Raw genomic sequence first — 17,565 nt, forward strand, 5'->3', positions numbered from 1 at the left:
CTTATTCGAGCTTGATGTTGGCGGCCTTGATGACCTGGGCCCATTTCTCGACTTCCGCCTTCTGGAAGCTCGCGAACTGGTCCATGGCCATGGCCGAAGGCTGCATGCCCAGTGCTTTCAGGCGCTCCTGCATCTCGGGCTGCTGCAGGATTTTTGCGATTTCGGCATGCAGCCTTTCAACCAGAGGCCTGGGCGTACCTGCAGGCGCAAAAATGGCTTGCCAGGACAGGACTTCAAAACCGGGCACACCCGACTCGGCCACCGTGGGCACGCTGGGCAGCGATTCCAGCCGCTTGGCAGAAGTGACGGCCAGTGCGCGCACCTTGCCGCTCTGGATATGGGGGCCGGCCACCACGGTGGTGTCGAACATCATGTCGACCTGGCCGCCAATCACGTCCTGAATCGCCGGACCGCTCCCCTTGTAGGGCACATGGATGAATTGCGTGCCCGACTTGAAACCCAGCAGCTCCAGGGCCAGGTGCTGCGAGGTACCGTTGCCGGCGGAGGCCGACGAGATGGTTTTGGGCTTGGCCCTGGCGGCGGCGAGCACGTCCTGCAGGCTCTTGTAGGGGCTGTTTTGGCCGACGATCAGCACCACGGGATTGGTGCCTATCAGCGTCACGGGGGTAAACGACTTGACCGGGTCGTAGCCCAGCCTGGGGTAGAGGCTCACATTGATGGCGTGCGAGCTGATGGTGCCGCCCAGCAGGGTGTAGCCGTCGGCGGGTGCGCGTGAGGCGACTTCGGAGCCCACGCTGCCGCCGGCGCCGCCCCGGTTGTCCACCACGATGGTGGTGCCCAGGGCCGGGCCCAGCTTTTGCCCTATCAGCCGGCCCAGGATGTCGGTGGTACCGCCGGCCGGAAAGGGCACGATGTAGGTCACGGGCTTGGTGGGCCATTTGTCCTGGGCCCAGCCGGGAAGGGCCACCGCGCCGGCGATGGCTGAGGCGAGCGTGGAAAGCATGAAGGAACGGCGTTGCATGTGGTCTCCTGTGATGGTATTTCTTATTAAACAAGGCGCCTCGGGGGATACCGTCCCCGAGGCGCCGTACTGGGGGGAAGTCAGGTCAAATTCACGCTGAAACCGTTGGACGCTTCTAACTTTCCAGGCGATGACGGCATACGCGCTCGGCGAACCATGCCGCGCGGCAGGCACGGCCGGAGCTGTCCGTCCGGATCAGCGGCTTGCGGGGGAAAAACGGACCATGCGCGCCGCTCAGTTTGGGCCGCATGCCGTCTTGCCCGGCGACGGGGATCAGCCAAAGCCGGGTCATGCATGGTGTCTGGGGCGTTGCGGGCTGGGACGCGGTGGAGGCGGGCATGCCGGTTGTCTTGAGGGTGGATAAATTATTGTCAGTTATCGTACAACTTGATTTTTGTTTAGACAGGCGGGTTTGTCGTCATGCCCGCCGGCAAGGGGCTGTTCGTCCCGCCATCCGGGTTTTGCATGGTGTGTGCGTTGTTGCCCCGGCGCAGGCGTTCCCGGCTGTTGCTCAAGTGGGTGCGCATGGCGGCGCGTGCCGCCTCCGCATCCTGGTTGCGGATGGCGTTGTAAATGCTCTCGTGCTCGCTGTGGACACGCTGCAGGTAATTGAAGCGGCCCTCGGGCGCGCTGTGCGCCGTGTTCACGCGGGTGCGCGGAATGATCATGGTGCCCAGGTAGGTCATCAGGTCGGCAAAGTGGCGGTTGCCGGTGGAGCGGGCGACCTCCATATGGAACTGGAAGTCGGGCGGCACCGCGTCGGAGTCCAGGCTGATGGAGTCCTGGAAGGCCCGCAGGGCATTTTCCATGGCCAGCAGGTTTTCCGGTGTCCGCCTCTGGGCGGCGAGGCCAGCGGCCTCCGTCTCAAGGCTGATGCGCAGCTCCAGCACCGAGATGACGTCGGCCACGGTGGCGAAATCTTCGGCGGTGATTTTGAAGTTTCCCGCCTCCTGCGGCGGCAAGACAAAGGTGCCGATACCGTGCCGGGTTTCGACCAGGCCGGACGCCTGGAGCCTGGACAGCGACTCGCGGACCACGGTACGGCTGACATCGAAGCGGGCCATGATTTCGGCTTCGGTGGGCAGCTTTGCGCCCGGCTGGAGCCGTCCTTCGCGGATGCTGGCGGTCAGGTTTTCGACGATTTCGCCGACCAGTCCGCGGGGACGGCGCGCGCGCAGCGGCGCCTCGGCAAAAGAGGGCGTCAGGCTGGCTTCGGCGCGGCTAGGGGTTTTCACTGAGGACATTGAAAAACAATTGACAAGCAAAAAGGAGGGCCTGAGAATTCTCAGTCATCAGACAACCTACGACTGATGCGGTAATGGGTTGACTTTAACAAACTTCAAAGAAAAGTCCAGTGCTCGCTGCTTGGCGATAAACACCGGACCCAAGACTCAAAAATGACCATCAAAGTTCATGAAAAGCTGTTGCTGACGGGCGCTGCGGGCGGTTTGGGCAAGGCCCTGCGCGAGCGCCTGAAGGCCAATTGTTCGGTGCTTCGCCTGTCCGATGTGCAAGCCTTTGGCGAGGCGCTTGCGGGGGAAGAGGTGGTGCTCGCCGACCTGGCCGATGCCGCGGCCGTCAGCCAGATGGTGGAGGGCGTGGATGCCATCGTCCACCTGGGCGGCATGTCGGTAGAAGGGCCGTTCGGCCCGATATTGCAGGCCAATATTCTCGGTGTCTACAACCTGTATGAGGCGGCGCGCAAGCATGGCGTCAAACGCGTGGTGTTTGCCAGCTCCAACCATGTCACGGGCTTTTACCGCCAGGATGAAACCATCACCGCTGACCACCCGGCGCGGCCTGATGGCCTGTACGGGCTGAGCAAGGCCTTCGGGGAAGACCTGTCGCGGTTTTACTTTGACCGCTACGGCATAGAAACCGCCTGTGTGCGCATAGGCTCCTCGTTTGCCGAACCCAGGGATCGCCGCATGCTGGCCACCTGGCTGAGCTTTGACGATTTGCACCGCCTGATCACCGCCTGCCTGACCACGCCGGTGCTGGGGCACAGCATCATCTTCGGCATGTCCAACAACGCCGTGACCTGGTGGGACAACAGCCGGGCCCGCCATATCGGCTACGTGCCGCAGGACAGTTCCGACGTCTTCCGTGAGGCGGTGTATGCGCGCACGCCGCCGCCCGACCTGAAGGACCCGGTCGCCCAGTACCAGGGCGGCGGCTTTGTCGTGGCCGGCCCGTTCGGCGACTAGCAGCATGAGCCGCGACATCACAAAAGCAGAGCTGGTGCTCGACGCGCGCAATGGAACGGGTGAAAGCCCGGTCTGGCTGGCCGCGGAGCAGGCGCTGTACTGGGTCGATATCCCGGCGCGCAAGCTGTGCCGCTGGACGCCGGCCACCGGGCAGGCCAGCAGCTGGCTGGCGCCTGAAATGCTGGCCTGTATCGCTCCCATGGGGACGGCGGCCGGCTGGATCGCCGGCGCCGAAAGCGGCATTTTCAGGCTGCAGCCGCAAGCCGATGGAGGGCTGGGCTTTGAACGTCTTGCGCCCGTCAGCCATGCCATGGAAGGCATGCGCTTCAACGATGGCCGCTGCGACCGCCAGGGCCGTTTCCTGGCCGGAACGATGTTGATGAATATGGCCGCCGGCGCCCGTGTAGGCTGCGTATACAGCTATGGAAAAAGTAGCGAACTGACAAAACTGCTGGACGGCTTCATCACCCCCAACGGCATGGCTTTCAGTCCCGATGGGCGCACCATGTACCTCTCCGATTCCCACCCTTCGGTGCAGTCGGTCTGGGCCTTCGACTACGACATTGAGACGGGAACCCCCTCCAATCGCCGGCTGTTCATCGACATGAATCCCTTGCCCGGACGCCCGGACGGCGCGGCGGTGGATGCCGACGGCTGCTACTGGATCTGCGGAAACGATGCCGGGCTGGTGCACCGCTTCACGCCGGACGGCAAGCTGGACCGCTCGCTGGCCGTGCCCGTGAAGAAGCCGGCCATGTGCGCCTTCGGTGGCGCCGGCCTGGACACCCTGTTCGTGACGTCGATCCGCCCGGAGGGCGTCGATTTATCTGACCAGCCGCTGGCCGGTGGTGTGTTTGCGTTGCGCCCCGGCGTGCGCGGGCTGCCCGAGCCCGCGTGTCCGCAGTCTGCCTGAGTCATGTCGCCGGGTTGACGCTGAAAGTTGGCAGGGCGATCAAGTGCAAAGGTATGGCAAAGAATTTTCCGCGCGTACCCCATCCCTGGCGAAAGCCGTTTTTGTTTATCAAGGAGACCTTATGAATTTCAAGCTCAAAAAAATATCCGGCCTGGTGGTGGTCGCCCTGTTTGCCATGACGGCGACAACCGCCATGGCGCGCAATTTCCGCTCGGCCGACGTGCATGCCAAGGATTTCCCGACGAATCAGGCGGTGAAGTTCATGGGCGACGAGCTTTCCAAGGCGACCGGCGGCAAGGACAACATCAAGATCTTCGGCGACAGCTCGCTGGGCTCCGAGAAGGACACCGTCGAGCAGGTGAAGATCGGCGCGCTGGACATGGTGCGTGTCAACACCGCGTCCTTCAACGGCATCGTGCCCGAGTCCGTGGTGCCGGCGCTGCCTTTCCTGTTCCGCGACATTGAGCACTTCCGCAAGACCATGTACGGGCCGCAGGGCGACAAGATCCTGGCTGCCTTCGAGAAGGCCGGCTTCGTCGGCCTGGCGCTGTACGAAAGCGGCGCGCGCTCGATCTACGCGAAGAAGCCGATCAAGTCGATTGCCGACATGAAGGGCCTGAAGCTGCGCGTGCAGCCCTCGGACCTGTGGGTCAGCCTGGTCGGCGCGATGGGCGCCTCGGCCACGCCAATGCCTTTCGCCGAGGTCTACACCGGCCTGAAGACCGGCCTGCTGGATGCCGCTGAAAACAACTACCCCTCCTACGACGAGGCCAAGCACTTCGAGTCGGCGCCGGTCTACTCCGAAACCATGCACTCGATGTCACCCGAGATTCTGGTGTTCTCGAAGAAGATCTGGGACACGCTCAAGCCCGAGGAGCAGGCCGCCATCCGCAAGGCCGCCAAGGCCTCGGTTCCGTTTTACGTGAAGCTGTGGGAAGCCAAGGAAAAAGATGCCAAGGCCGCCGTGATCAAGGGTGGCGCGAAGATTGTTTCGGTGTCCGAAATCGACCGCAAGGGCTTTGTCGAGGCCGAAAAACCGGTCTGGGACAAGTACACGAACACGCCGGAACTCAAGGCCTTGGTTCAGGACATCGTCAACGCGAAGTAATCTTTATTCGCCATCTGGCTTGCTAGCCAGTTTTAGTTGAACCCCTCGGCGCATTTCCGCGCCGAGGGCCGTTCAGGAGGAAAAATAATGGATTTTTTTTCGGCGTTGAATGCGCGATTGTCGCGCTGGACGATGTATCTGGCCTGTCTCTGCCTGGCCGGGCTGCTGGCTGTGGTCGTCTATGGTGTCGTCCTGCGTTATGTTTTCAATGACGCCCCCCCTTATGTCGAGCAGGTCGCCCTGCTGCTGGTGATTTCGGTGGCCATGTTCGGCGCTTCCGCGGGCGTGCGGGATGCCGGCCACATTGGTCTGGATTCGCTGGTTGCCGTGCTTCCAGCAAAAGCCCAGTTCTGGTGCGAGGCCGTCGTCTATGTCCTGACCGTCGGGTTTGCGATCATGCTGTTCGCCGGCGGCGCCGAGATGGCCGTGTCGACACACGGCAGCACGATTCCCACGCTGGGACTTTCCGAGGCCGTCCGTTATGTGCCCATCCTTATTGCCGGGGTCCTCATCGCCTTGTTCTCCATAGAGCACCTGCTTGCTCAATTCACCGGTAAGGAAGTGGTCCCATCATGGCATTGACCGTTCTCTGTCTGAGCTTCGTTGTTTTCCTGTTGCTGGGCGTGCCGGTCGCATTCGCGATCGGGCTGAGTTGCCTGGCGACGTTTGCCGTGGAAGGCCTGCCGTTTGAAACGGCCATCCAGATGATGGTCTCCGGCATGAACGTGTTTTCCTTTCTCGCCATTCCGTTTTTCATCTTTTCCGGCGAGTTGATGCTGCACGGCGGCATTGCCGACAAGATCGTGAACTTCGCGCGCAGCCTGGTGGGCCACTGGAAGGGCGGCCTGGGCCTGGCGAACGTCGTGGCCTCCACGCTGTTCGGCGGGGTGTCCGGCTCCCCCGTGGCTGATACCTCGGCCATGGGCGGCGTCATGATTCCCATCATGAAGCGGGAGGGCTACAGCGCCGCCTACGCCGTCAACGTGACGACGCATGCATCCCTGTCGGGCGCGCTGATGCCGACGTCGCACAACATGATCATCTACGCGTTCGCCGCGCAGGCCGCTACCGGAATGATTGGCGGGCATGTCATCAAGGGCGTCTCCATCGGCGACCTGATGTTTGCCGGCTTGGTTCCCTGCTTCTGGATCATGGTGTGCATGCTGGTCACTGCCTACTGGCAGGCCGTGAAGTATGGCTATCCCAAGCGTGCGGATGGCTCGACCATGGTCGAGCGGTTTCCGGGCTGGAACGCGGTGCTGCGCACCTTCATTGCATCGCTCCCGGGCTTGATGGTGGTGGTCATCATTCTCTTTTTCATCATGGAGGGCATTGCGACCGCCACCGAGGCGGCGGCCATTGCGGTGACCTATTCGCTGTTGCTGACGGTCTTCATTTACCGCACCATGAACAAGCAGAAGCTGCTCAAGTCTCTGGCCAAGGCGTCCAAGACCACCGGCGTGATCCTGCTGCTGATCGGCGTGTCCAACATGCTGCGCTACCAGATGGCTTACCTGGAAATACCGGACGCGATTGAGGCCGCGCTGCTGACTGCAACGACAACGCCCTGGGTGATGCTGCTGTATATCAACATCATCCAGATCATCCTGGGCATTTTCCTGGACATGGCGGCGCACATCCTGATCACCACGCCCTTGTTCTTGCCGCTGGCGATCCAGATGGGCGTCGGCCCGGTGCAGTTCGGCATGATGCTGCTGTTGAACTGCGCGCTGGGGCTTGTCCATCCCCCCGTAGGGACGGTTCAGTTCGTGGGGTGTGCGATCGGAAAAATTTCCATCGGGGAGGCGACAAAAACGGCCTGGCCGTATTACCTGGCCATCTGCATCGCCATCACCCTGGTGACCTACGTGCCGGCGTTTTCCACCTGGCTGCCGTCACTGATCACCGGGCACCCGGTGCTGTAACCAGGGGCGTACATTGATGCTTTCCCAACGTGCATTTCAAAGACACTGCAATGAGTAACGCCACCCCGCGATCGCCGCTCCACATCCGCATGCACCCGCGCGACAACGTCGCGATTGTCGCCAACGATGGCGGCCTGCCCGCGGGCGCCACCTTCGCCGACGGCCTGCGATTGTGCGAGCGCGTGCCGCAGGGGCACAAGGTGGCGCTGGTCGATCTGCCCCAGGGCAGCGCCGTGCTGCGCTACAACGTGCCCATAGGCTATGCCCTGAAAGACATTCAGGCCGGCAGCTGGGTGCATGAGCGGCTGCTGGAAATGCCGGATGCGAGGGGCCTGGACAATCTGCCCATCGCCACCGTGAAGCCTGAGCCCCTGCCTGCGCTGGAGGGTTACACCTTCGAGGGCTACCGCAACCCGGACGGCTCAGTCGGCAGCCGCAACATCCTCGCCATCACCACCACGGTGCAGTGTGTGGCCGGCGTGGTGGAGTTCGCCGTCAAGCGCATCAAGGAAGAGCTGCTGCCGCGCTTTCCGAATGTGGACGACGTGGTGGGCCTGGAGCACAGCTACGGCTGCGGCGTGGCCATCGATGCGCCCGACGCGGTCATTCCGATTCGCACCCTGCGCAACATCTCGCTCAACCCCAACTTTGGCGGCGAGGTGATGGTGGTCAGCCTGGGCTGCGAGAAGCTGCAGCCCGAGCGCCTGCTGCCGCCGGGCAGCATACAGATCATCGATGAACGCAATGTGGCCGATGTCGGCGTCAACGCCGATGCCGGGCTGGACGTGGTTTGCCTGCAGTCGGAAAATCATGTCGGCTTCATGTCCATGATCGACTCCATCATGGAGACGGCCTTGCTGCACCTGGAGCGGCTGGATGCCCGCCGGCGCGAGACCGTGCCGGCCAGCGAACTGGTGGTGGGTGTGCAATGCGGCGGCAGCGATGCCTTCTCCGGCGTCACGGCCAACCCGGCCGTGGGCTTTGCCACCGACCTGCTGGTGCGCGCCGGTGCCACCGTGATGTTTTCGGAAGTCACCGAGGTGCGCGACGGCATCGACCAGCTGACCTCGCGGGCCAGCACGCCTGAAGTGGCCGAGGCCATGATCCGTGAAATGGCCTGGTACGACGCCTACCTGCAAAAGGGCCGTGTGGACCGCAGCGCCAACACCACACCGGGCAACAAGAAGGGCGGCCTGTCCAATATCGTCGAGAAGGCCATGGGCTCCATCGTGAAATCGGGCACGGCGCCCATCAGCGGCGTGCTGTCGCCGGGCGAAAAAGTCAGGCAGAAGGGGCTGATCTACGCCGCCACGCCGGCCAGCGATTTCATCTGCGGCACGCTGCAACTGGCCGCGGGCATTAACCTGCATGTGTTCACGACGGGCCGCGGCACGCCCTATGGCCTGGCGGAGGTGCCTGTCATCAAGGTCGCCACGCGCAGCGACCTGGCCAGGCGCTGGCACGACCTGATGGACATCAACGCCGGGCGTATCGCCGACGGCGATGCGTCCATCGAAGAGGTGGGCTGGGAGCTTTTCCATTTCATGCTGGAGGTGGCCAGCGGCCGCAAGAAAACCTGGGCCGAGCACTGGAAGCTGCACAACGCGCTGGTGCTTTTCAACCCGGCGCCCATCACCTGATGGTGATGCACGGGCAAGCCCCGACAGGTCGAGCCGACCATACAGGCCGTACAGACCAGACCGATTGACCGACTAAAAGAGAAATTCCATGACACAAGCGACCCCTTACCAGAGTTACCCCAACAGCTTCAAGCGGGATCTGCTTGCGGGTAAAAAACTGATTGGCTGCTGGTCCTCACTGGCCAACGCCATCACCACCGAGGTGCTGGGCGTTGCCGGCTTCGACTGGATACTGCTGGACGGCGAGCATTCGCCCAACGATGTGGCCACCTTCATCCCTCAGCTGATGGCGCTGAAAGACAGCCCCAGCGCCCCCTTTGTGCGCCCGACCAGCAACAACGCCGTCGAGATCAAGCGCCTGCTGGACGCCGGGTTCTACAACTTTCTGGTGCCCTTTGTCGAATGCGCGGACGAGGCGCAGCGCGCGGTCGCTGCCACGCGCTATCCGCCGCAAGGCATCCGCGGTGTCTCCGTCTCCCAGCGCAGCAACCGCTACGGCACCGTGCCCGACTATTTCAAGGGCATCAACGAGCAGATCTGCGTGGCCGTGCAAATCGAAAGCCAGGCCGGCGTGGCTGCCTCCCGAGCGATTGCGGAGACCGAGGGCGTGGACTGCATTTTTGTCGGGCCGTCCGATCTCGCGGCGGGCCTGGGCCACCTGGGCAACGCTGGCCATCCGGACGTGCAGCAAGCCATTGCCAGTGTGTTTGCCAACGCCAGGGCCTGCGGCAAGCCTATAGGCATTCTGGCACCGGTCGAGCTTGACGCCAGGCGCTACATGGACATGGGCGCGACCCTTGTGGCCGTGGGCAGCGACCTGGGCATCTTCCGCGCGGGAACGCAGGCCTTGCGTGAGCGCTACGGCGCCTGATTGGCGCATCATTTTTTTTGAATCTTTTGACAGGAGTCTTTCAATGAGCAAACTTGGATTTATTGGCCTGGGCATCATGGGCGCGCCTATGGCGGCGCAGTTGATCAAGGCCGGGCATGAGGTGTTTCTTAACACCCGGAGCAAGGTACCCGCTGATCTGTTGACCGGAAAGGCGAAGGCCTGCGGCTCCGCCCGCGAGGTCGCCGAACAGGCCGACATCATCTTCCTGATGCTGCCCGACACCCCCGATGTGGCCAAGGTGCTGTTTGGCGAGAACGGCGTGGGCTCGGGTTTGAGCAAGGGCAAGACGGTGGTCGACATGAGTTCCATTTCGCCCATGGAGACCAAGGAATTCGCCAAGGAAATCAACGCCCTGGGTTGCGACTACCTCGATGCGCCCGTCTCCGGCGGTGAGGTCGGCGCCAAGGCCGCCAGCCTGACCATCATGGTCGGTGGTCCCGAGGCCGTGTTCGAGCGTGTCAAGCCGCTGTTTGAACTGATGGGCAAGAACATCACGCTGGTGGGCGGCAATGGCGATGGTCAGACCTGCAAGGTCGCCAACCAGATCATCGTGGCGCTGAATATTGCCGCCGTGGGCGAAGCCCTGCTGTTTGCCAGCAAGGCCGGGGCCGATCCAGCCAAGGTGCGCCAGGCGCTCATGGGCGGCTTTGCGTCCTCGCGCATTCTGGAAGTGCATGGCGAGCGCATGATCAAGCGCACCTTCAACCCGGGCTTCCGTATCGGTTTGCACCAGAAGGATTTGAGCCTGGCCCTGAGCGGCGCGCGGACGCTGGGCGTCGCCCTGCCGCAAACTGCCAGCGCCGCGCAACTGATGCAGGTCTGCAGCGCCAATGGCATGCAGGACCTGGACCATTCCGCGCTGGTGCGTGCGCTGGAACTCATGGCCCATCACGAGGTCGCCTCCGCCTGAGCGGCAGGGCAGTTTCGTGCCTCGGGCATGACGCCGGCGGCAGGCTTGCAGGCAAGCAGAAGAACAAGGAGACATCATGAGCATCAATCGACGAGAACTTATTGCCGGCTCGCTGGCCCTGGGCCTGGGTTCTGCCCATGCGCAGAACTGGCCGGCCAAACCGATCCGCCTGGTGGTTCCTTACCCGCCGGGCGGTTCTTCGGACATCATCGCGCGCTCCATTGCCCAGCCCTTGTCGGAGGCGCTCAAGCAGTCCGTCATCGTGGACAACAAGGCCGGGGCCAATGGCAACCTGGGCGCGGATTTCGTGGCCAAGTCGGCGCCCGATGGCTATACGCTGCTGCTTTGCGACACCGGCGCCCTGGCCATCAGCCCCTCGGTCTACACCAGGCTGTCGTTTGATCCCTCCAAAGACCTGCGCGGCGTGACCATGCTGGCCTATTCGCCGCACCTGCTGGTGGTGCACCCCTCCGTGCCGGCCAACAACCTCAAGGAACTGGTGGCCCTGTCAAGGCGTTCGGAGCTGAATTTCGCGGTAACCGCCATGGGCAGTGCGCCGCACCTGGCCGGCGTGGCCGTCGAGCGCGCCAGCGGCGCCAAGTGGCAGTTCATTCCCTACAAGGGCGGCTCGCAGGCGATCACCGACACGATTGCCGGGCAGACCCAGGTCCTGATGAACGGCATGCTGGCGACGCTGCCTTTCGTTCAGAGCGGCAAGCTCAAGGTACTGGGCGTCTCCAAAAGCACCCGCATGCCCCTGATTGGCGACGTGCCGACACTGGCCGAGCAGGGGGTGGCGAATTTTGAGTCGGGAACCTGGCAGGGCGTGCTGGTGGCCCATGGCACGCCGGCCGGCATTGTGAGCCGCCTCAACGCCGAGCTCATCAAGATCATTCGCAATCCTGACATCCGCGCCAAGCTGGCGGGGCAGGGCGCCGAAGTGGTCACCATGGCAGCGGCCCAGCAGGACGAGTTCTTTAACCGCGAGAGAAGCCGCTGGGCGAAAGTCGTGGCGCAGGCCGGTATCAAGCTGGACTGAAAGTATGCTCCTTATTTCATAGCTTATGGTGCAAGCACCGTAAGGGGCTGGCGCTGATTTTTCGATTAATTTCGGTGCCTGGCTCGGGAAGCTTTGGGGGATTTGTATGGCATATACCGGGCCGACCCGACCACCCGGCAGCAGTTGCTGAGTATCATTTCGCAATGAACGACGACACTTTTCCTGGCGACCGCCTGCTGGATCCGGCGCGATTTGAACGCGAGGTCGATGGCCAACCGGTCAGGCTGTTTACCTTGCGCAACAGCCGGGGAATGGTGGCCGCCATCACCAATTACGGCGCCAAGATCGAGCAGCTTGTCGTGCCCGACCGTCAGGGCCGCTTTGACGACGTGGTGCTGGGCTACGACAGCCTGGAGGGCGTGATAGGCGGCTCGCCCTCCATGGGCGCCTTTGTCGGGCGCTATGCCGGCCGCCTTGCCAACGCCCGCTTCACGCTGGCCGGTAGCGACCATGTGCTGAGCGCCAACAACGGCAAGCATTGCCTGCACGGCGGGCTGAGGGGTTCGCGCTTTCGGGTTTTCGAGGCCGAGCAGCACGATGAGTCCAGCGTCGAAATGCGCTATGTGTTCGCCGACGGCGAAGAGGGCTTTCCCGGAACGCTGGCGCTGCACCTCACGTACCGCGTGACCGAGGCCAATGAACTGCTGCTCGACTACGAAGCGCTGGCGCTGGACAAGCCCACCGTCGCCAGCTTCACCACGCATGCGTTTTTCAACCTCAACGGCGAGGCCGGCGGCAGTGCGCTGGGCCATGAGGTGATGATTTGCGCGGACCGCCATTTCGCCATGAACGCAGAACTCGTGGCCACGGGCGAGATACTGCCCGTGGAGCAAACGCTTTTTGACTTTCGCCGGCCCACGGTTCTCAATACACGGGTGCGCGGCGTGCCTCCCGAATCCGGTGCCGGCCTGAATGCGACGGGCGAATGGGTGGACGGCTATGACTGCTGTTATCTGGTGAATCGTTCGCCGTCCGACGGGCTGGCGCTGTGCGCCCGTGTCCGTGCCCCGGAGAGCGGGCGCGTGATGGAGGTCTGGTCGACGGAGCCTGCCATGCAGTTCTACACCGGCCTGCTGCCGCAGGAGCCCCTGCCGGGCGGCCACGGCAAGCGCGGCTGGGCGTATTTTCAGCAGCAAGGCCTGTGCTTTGAGCCGCAAGGCTACCCCAATGCGCCCAACCGGCCGGAGTTTCCATCCGCCGTTTACCAACCGGGCCAGAGCCGCCATGGGCGCACGCTCTACCGCTTCAGCACAGCGCCGTAGCTTCGCGCGCGAGGTCGTGGTGGCCGTGCATGCCCGGCTTGATACACTCATTGCATGAGACGCCTGCGCTTTGTCCAGCTTGATCTGCTGTCGATCCTGGCCTTGATTTGTCTATCGACCTTGATGCTGTTGCTGCCGGCAGCCGCGCAAACCGTGGCGCAGTCCTCTGCAGCGGCTCTGCACGACCCGAGCACTTCCATGCTGCCCGATGCCCGGGGCGCGGTGCCCTGGTCCTTGCTGAGTACCGTCACCATCAAGATGACCAAGGGCAAGCTGGGTCCGGACTTTCCGGCGGGGCTGCGGCCGTTCAACGGCAAAACCGTCAAGCTGCAGGGCTACATCCTGCCAATCGAAGCCGGGCAGACACACAGCTACTTCCTGCTCTCGGCATGGTCACCTACCTGTCCGTTTTGCCAGACGGCAGGGCCTGAAGCCATGGTGGAGGTGCGGGCGCGCACGGCCGTGAAATATTCGATCGACCCCGTGGTGGTCGAGGGGCGCCTGATGCTGCTGGACAACGACCCCAGCGGCATTTTTTACCGGCTGGTCGAAGCGGCGCCCGCCAGCCTCAAATAAACCCAAACGGAGATTCAATGCTACGACGCTTGTTCACTGTCGCCACGCTCACGCTGGCGATGACCGCGGCCTATCCCCAAACGCCACTTCCGCCGATCAATGCGGATACCGAGGCGGTGTTTGCAAGGCTCACGGCCCACGCGGGCGTCAAGCAGGCGGTTGACTTTATCAAGGCCGATGACGAGCGCACACTGAAGGACCAGATTGAACTGACCGAAATCCCCGCGTCGCCCTTCAAAGAGGCGGTGCGCGCGATGGAATACCAGAAGCGGCTGAAAGCGTTGGGCCTCGCCGACACCCGCATCGACGCCGAAGGCAACGTGATTGCCGTGCGCAAAGGCAGCGGCAACGGGCCTGTGCTGGTGGTGTCTGCTCATCTGGACACCGTGTTTCCAGAAGCTACGGATGTGAAGGTCAAGGTCAAGAGCAATCGTTATGAAGCTCCGGGTATTTATGACGACGGGCGCGGTCTGGCGGCGCTGCTCAGTGTGATCCGTGCGCTCAATCAGACGGGTCTGAAGACCGTGGGCGACATCGTGTTTGTGGGCACCGTGGGGGAAGAGGAACTGGGAGACCTGCGCGGTGTCAAGGCACTGTTTCGCGATAACAAAGGCATTGACGGCTTCATTTCTCTGGACGGCCTCGACATCGGCCGTATAGTGAACCAGGCCACCGGCAGCCGCCGCTTTCGCATCATTTATACCGGCCCCGGCGGGCATAGTTTTTCGGCCTTTGGCCTGCCTTCAGCCACGCATGCGCTGGGCCGCGCCATTGCCAAAATCAGCGAAGTGCGGACAAGCGACGAGCCCAAAACCACGTTTACCGTGGGCACGCTCAAGGGCGGCACCTCGGTCAATGCGATTGCGGCCGATGCCGAACTGGGGCTGGACATGCGTTCCAACAGCGCCGCTGAGCTCAAGAAGCTGGAAGACCGCATCATGGCGCTGGCCCGTGAGGCCGCTGATGATGAAAACAAACGTTGGGACAAAAAAGACGTGATCAAGGTGGAGTTCAAGCTCGTCGGCGACCGGCCGGCGGGCGCCGGGCTGCTTGATTCACCCATGGTGCATGCCGCTCGGCGAAGCGTGGCCACGGTGGGCGGCGAGGTGCGTCACATCGGTGCTTCCAGCACGGACTCCAACCTGCCGATCAGCCTGGGCATTCCGGCCGTGACGCTGGGCGGCGGAGGCGTGGGCGGTGGTGCGCACGGGCCCGGTGAATGGTTCTCGCCGATCAATGCCTGGCTCGGCCCGCAGAACACGCTGCTGACGGCGTTGTCGCTGGTGGGTGTGGACGGCATCACGACGCCGCTGTTACCCAAGCGGGCGCGCTGAGCTCGATAGGTTCGCCATAGAAAAAGCCCCAGGCCGCGCATGCGGTCTGGGGCTTTTTTGTTACACGGATTCCGTATCAGATCCGCAATGACAGCCTACAAGGGGCCGCCACCGGCGAAAGGTCAGAGCGTGTCGATAAAGCTGCGCAGCTTGTCGCTGCGGCTGGGGTGTTTGAGCTTGCGCAAGGCCTTGGCTTCGATCTGGCGAATGCGCTCGCGCGTCACGTCGAACTGCTTGCCGACTTCTTCCAGCGTGTGATCGGTGGACATTTCGATACCGAAGCGCATGCGCAGCACCTTGGCTTCGCGCGGCGTCAGGCTGTCCAGGATGTCTTTCACCACATCGCGCAGGCCGGCTTGCATCGCGGCTTCCAGCGGTGCGGTGTTGGCGCCGTCTTCGATGAAGTCGCCGAGGTGGGAATCGTCATCGTCGCCGATAGGCGTTTCCATGGAGATCGGCTCCTTGGCGATCTTCATGATCTTGCGGATCTTGTCTTCAGGAATCTCCATCTTGGCGGCCAGGATGCTGGCATCCGGCTCGAAGCCGAATTCCTGCAGGTGCTGGCGCGACAGGCGGTTCATCTTGTTGATGGTCTCTATCATGTGCACAGGGATGCGGATGGTGCGGGCCTGGTCGGCGATCGAGCGCGTGATGGCCTGGCGAATCCACCAGGTGGCGTAGGTCGAGAATTTGTAGCCGCGGCGGTATTCGAACTTATCCACGGCCTTCATCAGGCCGATGTTGCCTTCCTGGATCAAATCGAGGAACTGCAGGCCACGGTTGGTGTACTTTTTCGCGATCGAGATCACCAGGCGCAGGTTGGCCTCGATCATCTCCTTCTTGGCGTCGCGCGAGTTGGACTCGCCTTCGTTCATGCGCTTGTTGATGTCCTTGAGCTGGCCCAGCGGCACCACCACACGTGCCTGCAATTCGGCCAGCTTGGTCTGCAGTTCCTGGATGGGCGGAATGTTGCGCGCCATCACGGCCGACCAGGGCTTGCCGGCGGCGACCTGTTTTTCGACCCACTTGAGGTTGAGCAGATTGGGCGGGAAGTCCTTGATGAACACTTCCTGCGGCATGCCGCATTTCTCGACGATGATGCGGCGCAGCTCGCGCTCTTTCTTGCGCACGTCCAGCACCTGGCCGCGCAGCATGTCGCACAGCTTTTCAATGGTCTTGGCGGTAAAGCGCACCGTCATCAGCTCATCGCTCAGGGCCTTCTGAGACTTGGCGTAAGACGGCGTGCCGTAGCCTTCCTTGTCGTAGGTTTTGTGAACCTTCTCGAACAGCAGGGCGACCTTGTCGAAGCGGCTGAGCGCTTCCTTCTTGAGCTCTTCGAGCTTTTTGGTCAGGGCCTTGGAGCCGCCCTTGCCGTCGTCGTCGTCTTCCTCGTCGAACTCGTCAAAGTCTTCCTCGGCCACATAGTCATCGGCCTCGTTGGGGTTGGAAAAACCGTCAACCACGGTCGAGATGACGATCTTGCCTTCGCGGATTTCCTCGCCCAGCCGCATGATCTCGGCGATGGTGGCGGGGCTTTCCGAGATGGCTTCCATCATCTTCATGAGGCCGCCCTCGATGCGCTTGGCAATCTCGATTTCGCCTTCGCGGGTCAGCAGCTCGACCGTACCCATTTCACGCATGTACATGCGGACCGGGTCGGTGGTGCGGCCGAATTCGCTGTCCACGGTGGAGAGGGCCGCTTCGGCTTCTTCTTCGGCTTCCTCTTCCGTGGCCACGGTCGGGCCGGTGTTGTTCAGCAGCAGGGTTTCCGCGTCAGGGGCCTGCTCGTAGACCGCCACGCCCATGTCGTTGAGCATGTTGACGACGACTTCCAGCGTTTCGGCATCGACCAGCTTGTCGGGCAGGTGGTCGGAGATTTCGCCGTGCGTCAGGTAGCCGCGCGTCTTGCCCAGCTTGATCAGGGTTTTCAGGCGCATGCGGCGCTTGAGCATGTCCTCTTCGGAGAGGACGGTTTCGTCCAGGCCGAATTCCTTCATCAAGGCGCGTTCCTTGGCCTTGCTGATCTTCATGCGCAGCGGCTTGACCTTTTCCGTCGTCGCTTCTACGGCTGCGGGTTCTTCGGCAAACTCGGCTTCGATGTCCGACAGGTCCTCGTCGCCGTCCGGCTTGGCGCTCTTGGGCTTGCGGCCGCGCTTGGCGCCGGTCGTCGCAGGCGCGCCGCCCTCAACGGCAGCCGCCGGGTTTTTCGGCGGACGGCCGGGTTTCTTCTTGGCTGGGGTTGATGCGGCTAGCAGCGCATCGGCAGCGGCGAGGAGCTGGGCTTGGGTTGATTTGGGCGGCACGGCAGTAACTTTCTTCAGGGGCGTATCGGATTTCGCAGATTTCGGAGGCGCTTTGCTCACCGGGGCATGCTGGGTACTGGTTGTAGAGGATATGGCGGTTTTTCCGGGCTTTTCAACCTTGGCACTCACGGGAGCCGGCTTGACGGCCGGTTTGGCGGGCGTTTTGACTGGAGGCTTGCTTGCCGGCCTGGCCACCGCCTTGGCGGTGGTTTTTGGCTTCGCGGCCGCTTTGGACGGCGTGCCGGGCTTGCCCGCCTGCGTAGCGGACTTGGACTTTGCAAAAGGCATGAGACCTCCAGTTGTCGGAATAGTTCTAAATATCGATCGAATTACCAGTAAACAAAAATGCGCTTGCGCCTGACCGGGGGGCAAGACACAGGTGTCAAAGATTCAGAGTTCAAAGCGAGAGCGTTAAAAAAACAAGCCAGCCAGTGCCGGGGCACGCGGGGCGGG

General features: G+C 62.6%; 15 protein-coding genes. 12 read left to right on the forward strand and 3 right to left on the reverse strand.

From position 1 onward, the window contains the following. Position 1: 1 nt before the first annotated feature. Both PJE01S_RS06330 and PJE01S_RS06335 read right to left on the reverse strand, forming a co-directional pair. Positions 2-982 (reverse strand): Bug family tripartite tricarboxylate transporter substrate binding protein, encoded by a 981-nt coding sequence (locus PJE01S_RS06330; RefSeq protein WP_068832319.1) that lies wholly within the window; start codon positions 980-982, stop codon positions 2-4. Positions 983-1,380: 398 nt separating this feature from the next. Continuing rightward, positions 1,381-2,226 (reverse strand): FadR/GntR family transcriptional regulator, encoded by an 846-nt coding sequence (locus PJE01S_RS06335; RefSeq protein WP_245660655.1) that lies wholly within the window; start codon positions 2,224-2,226, stop codon positions 1,381-1,383. 153 nt (positions 2,227-2,379) lie between these two features. Between PJE01S_RS06335 and PJE01S_RS06340 the strand changes: the two genes are divergently transcribed. The 12 genes from PJE01S_RS06340 to PJE01S_RS06395 all read left to right on the forward strand — a co-directional run bounded on the left by PJE01S_RS06340 (position 2,380) and on the right by PJE01S_RS06395 (position 14,809). Further along, positions 2,380-3,189, forward strand: a complete 810-nt coding sequence (locus PJE01S_RS06340) for an NAD-dependent epimerase/dehydratase family protein (protein WP_068832320.1) — start codon at positions 2,380-2,382, stop codon at positions 3,187-3,189. Positions 3,190-3,193: 4 nt separating this feature from the next. Beyond that, a complete protein-coding gene (locus PJE01S_RS06345; protein WP_068832321.1) occupies positions 3,194-4,102 on the forward strand; it encodes an SMP-30/gluconolactonase/LRE family protein in 909 nt (302 codons plus the stop codon). 121 nt (positions 4,103-4,223) lie between these two features. Next, positions 4,224-5,210 carry a TRAP transporter substrate-binding protein gene (locus PJE01S_RS06350; protein ID WP_068832322.1) on the forward strand — a complete coding sequence of 329 codons (987 nt, stop codon included), beginning with the start codon at positions 4,224-4,226 and terminating at the stop codon, positions 5,208-5,210. Positions 5,211-5,297: 87 nt separating this feature from the next. Next, positions 5,298-5,792: a TRAP transporter small permease gene (locus tag PJE01S_RS06355; RefSeq protein ID WP_068832323.1), complete on the forward strand. Its 495-nt coding sequence runs from the start codon at positions 5,298-5,300 to the stop codon at positions 5,790-5,792. Continuing rightward, the gene (locus PJE01S_RS06360) at positions 5,783-7,135 is read left to right on the forward strand and encodes a TRAP transporter large permease (RefSeq protein ID WP_068832324.1); all 1,353 of its coding nucleotides are present in this window, start codon (positions 5,783-5,785) and stop codon (positions 7,133-7,135) included. Before PJE01S_RS06355 ends, PJE01S_RS06360 begins: the two co-directional genes overlap by 10 nt. 50 nt (positions 7,136-7,185) lie before the next feature. Continuing rightward, entirely contained in the window at positions 7,186-8,775 is a 1,590-nt protein-coding gene (gene garD, locus PJE01S_RS06365) for a galactarate dehydratase (protein ID WP_068832325.1), read from the forward strand. Positions 8,776-8,863: 88 nt separating this feature from the next. After that, positions 8,864-9,646, forward strand: coding sequence for a 2-dehydro-3-deoxyglucarate aldolase (gene garL / locus PJE01S_RS06370; RefSeq protein WP_068832326.1), 783 nt, complete (start codon positions 8,864-8,866; stop codon positions 9,644-9,646). A gap of 43 nt (positions 9,647-9,689) precedes the next feature. Continuing rightward, positions 9,690-10,577: a 2-hydroxy-3-oxopropionate reductase gene (gene glxR, locus PJE01S_RS06375; RefSeq protein ID WP_068832327.1), complete on the forward strand. Its 888-nt coding sequence runs from the start codon at positions 9,690-9,692 to the stop codon at positions 10,575-10,577. A 76-nt stretch (positions 10,578-10,653) separates the two neighbouring features. Continuing rightward, positions 10,654-11,616: a Bug family tripartite tricarboxylate transporter substrate binding protein gene (locus PJE01S_RS06380; protein ID WP_068832328.1), complete on the forward strand. Its 963-nt coding sequence runs from the start codon at positions 10,654-10,656 to the stop codon at positions 11,614-11,616. Between the two features lie 164 nt (positions 11,617-11,780). After that, positions 11,781-12,899 carry an aldose epimerase family protein gene (locus tag PJE01S_RS06385; RefSeq protein WP_068832329.1) on the forward strand — a complete coding sequence of 373 codons (1,119 nt, stop codon included), beginning with the start codon at positions 11,781-11,783 and terminating at the stop codon, positions 12,897-12,899. A 54-nt stretch (positions 12,900-12,953) separates the two neighbouring features. Beyond that, positions 12,954-13,475, forward strand: a complete 522-nt coding sequence (locus PJE01S_RS06390; protein WP_068832330.1) for a DUF3299 domain-containing protein — start codon at positions 12,954-12,956, stop codon at positions 13,473-13,475. A gap of 17 nt (positions 13,476-13,492) precedes the next feature. After that, positions 13,493-14,809 (forward strand): M20/M25/M40 family metallo-hydrolase, encoded by a 1,317-nt coding sequence (locus PJE01S_RS06395; RefSeq protein ID WP_084389394.1) that lies wholly within the window; start codon positions 13,493-13,495, stop codon positions 14,807-14,809. Positions 14,810-14,931: 122 nt separating this feature from the next. On the opposite strand, the gene rpoD is transcribed toward PJE01S_RS06395, so the two are convergent. Next, positions 14,932-17,400, reverse strand: a complete 2,469-nt coding sequence (gene rpoD / locus PJE01S_RS06400; RefSeq protein ID WP_084389395.1) for an RNA polymerase sigma factor RpoD — start codon at positions 17,398-17,400, stop codon at positions 14,932-14,934. Between the last annotated feature and the right edge of the window lie 165 nt (positions 17,401-17,565).

This window comes from Polaromonas jejuensis NBRC 106434 (genome assembly GCF_001598235.1).
Classification (GTDB): Bacteria; Pseudomonadota; Gammaproteobacteria; order Burkholderiales; family Burkholderiaceae_C; genus Polaromonas; species Polaromonas jejuensis.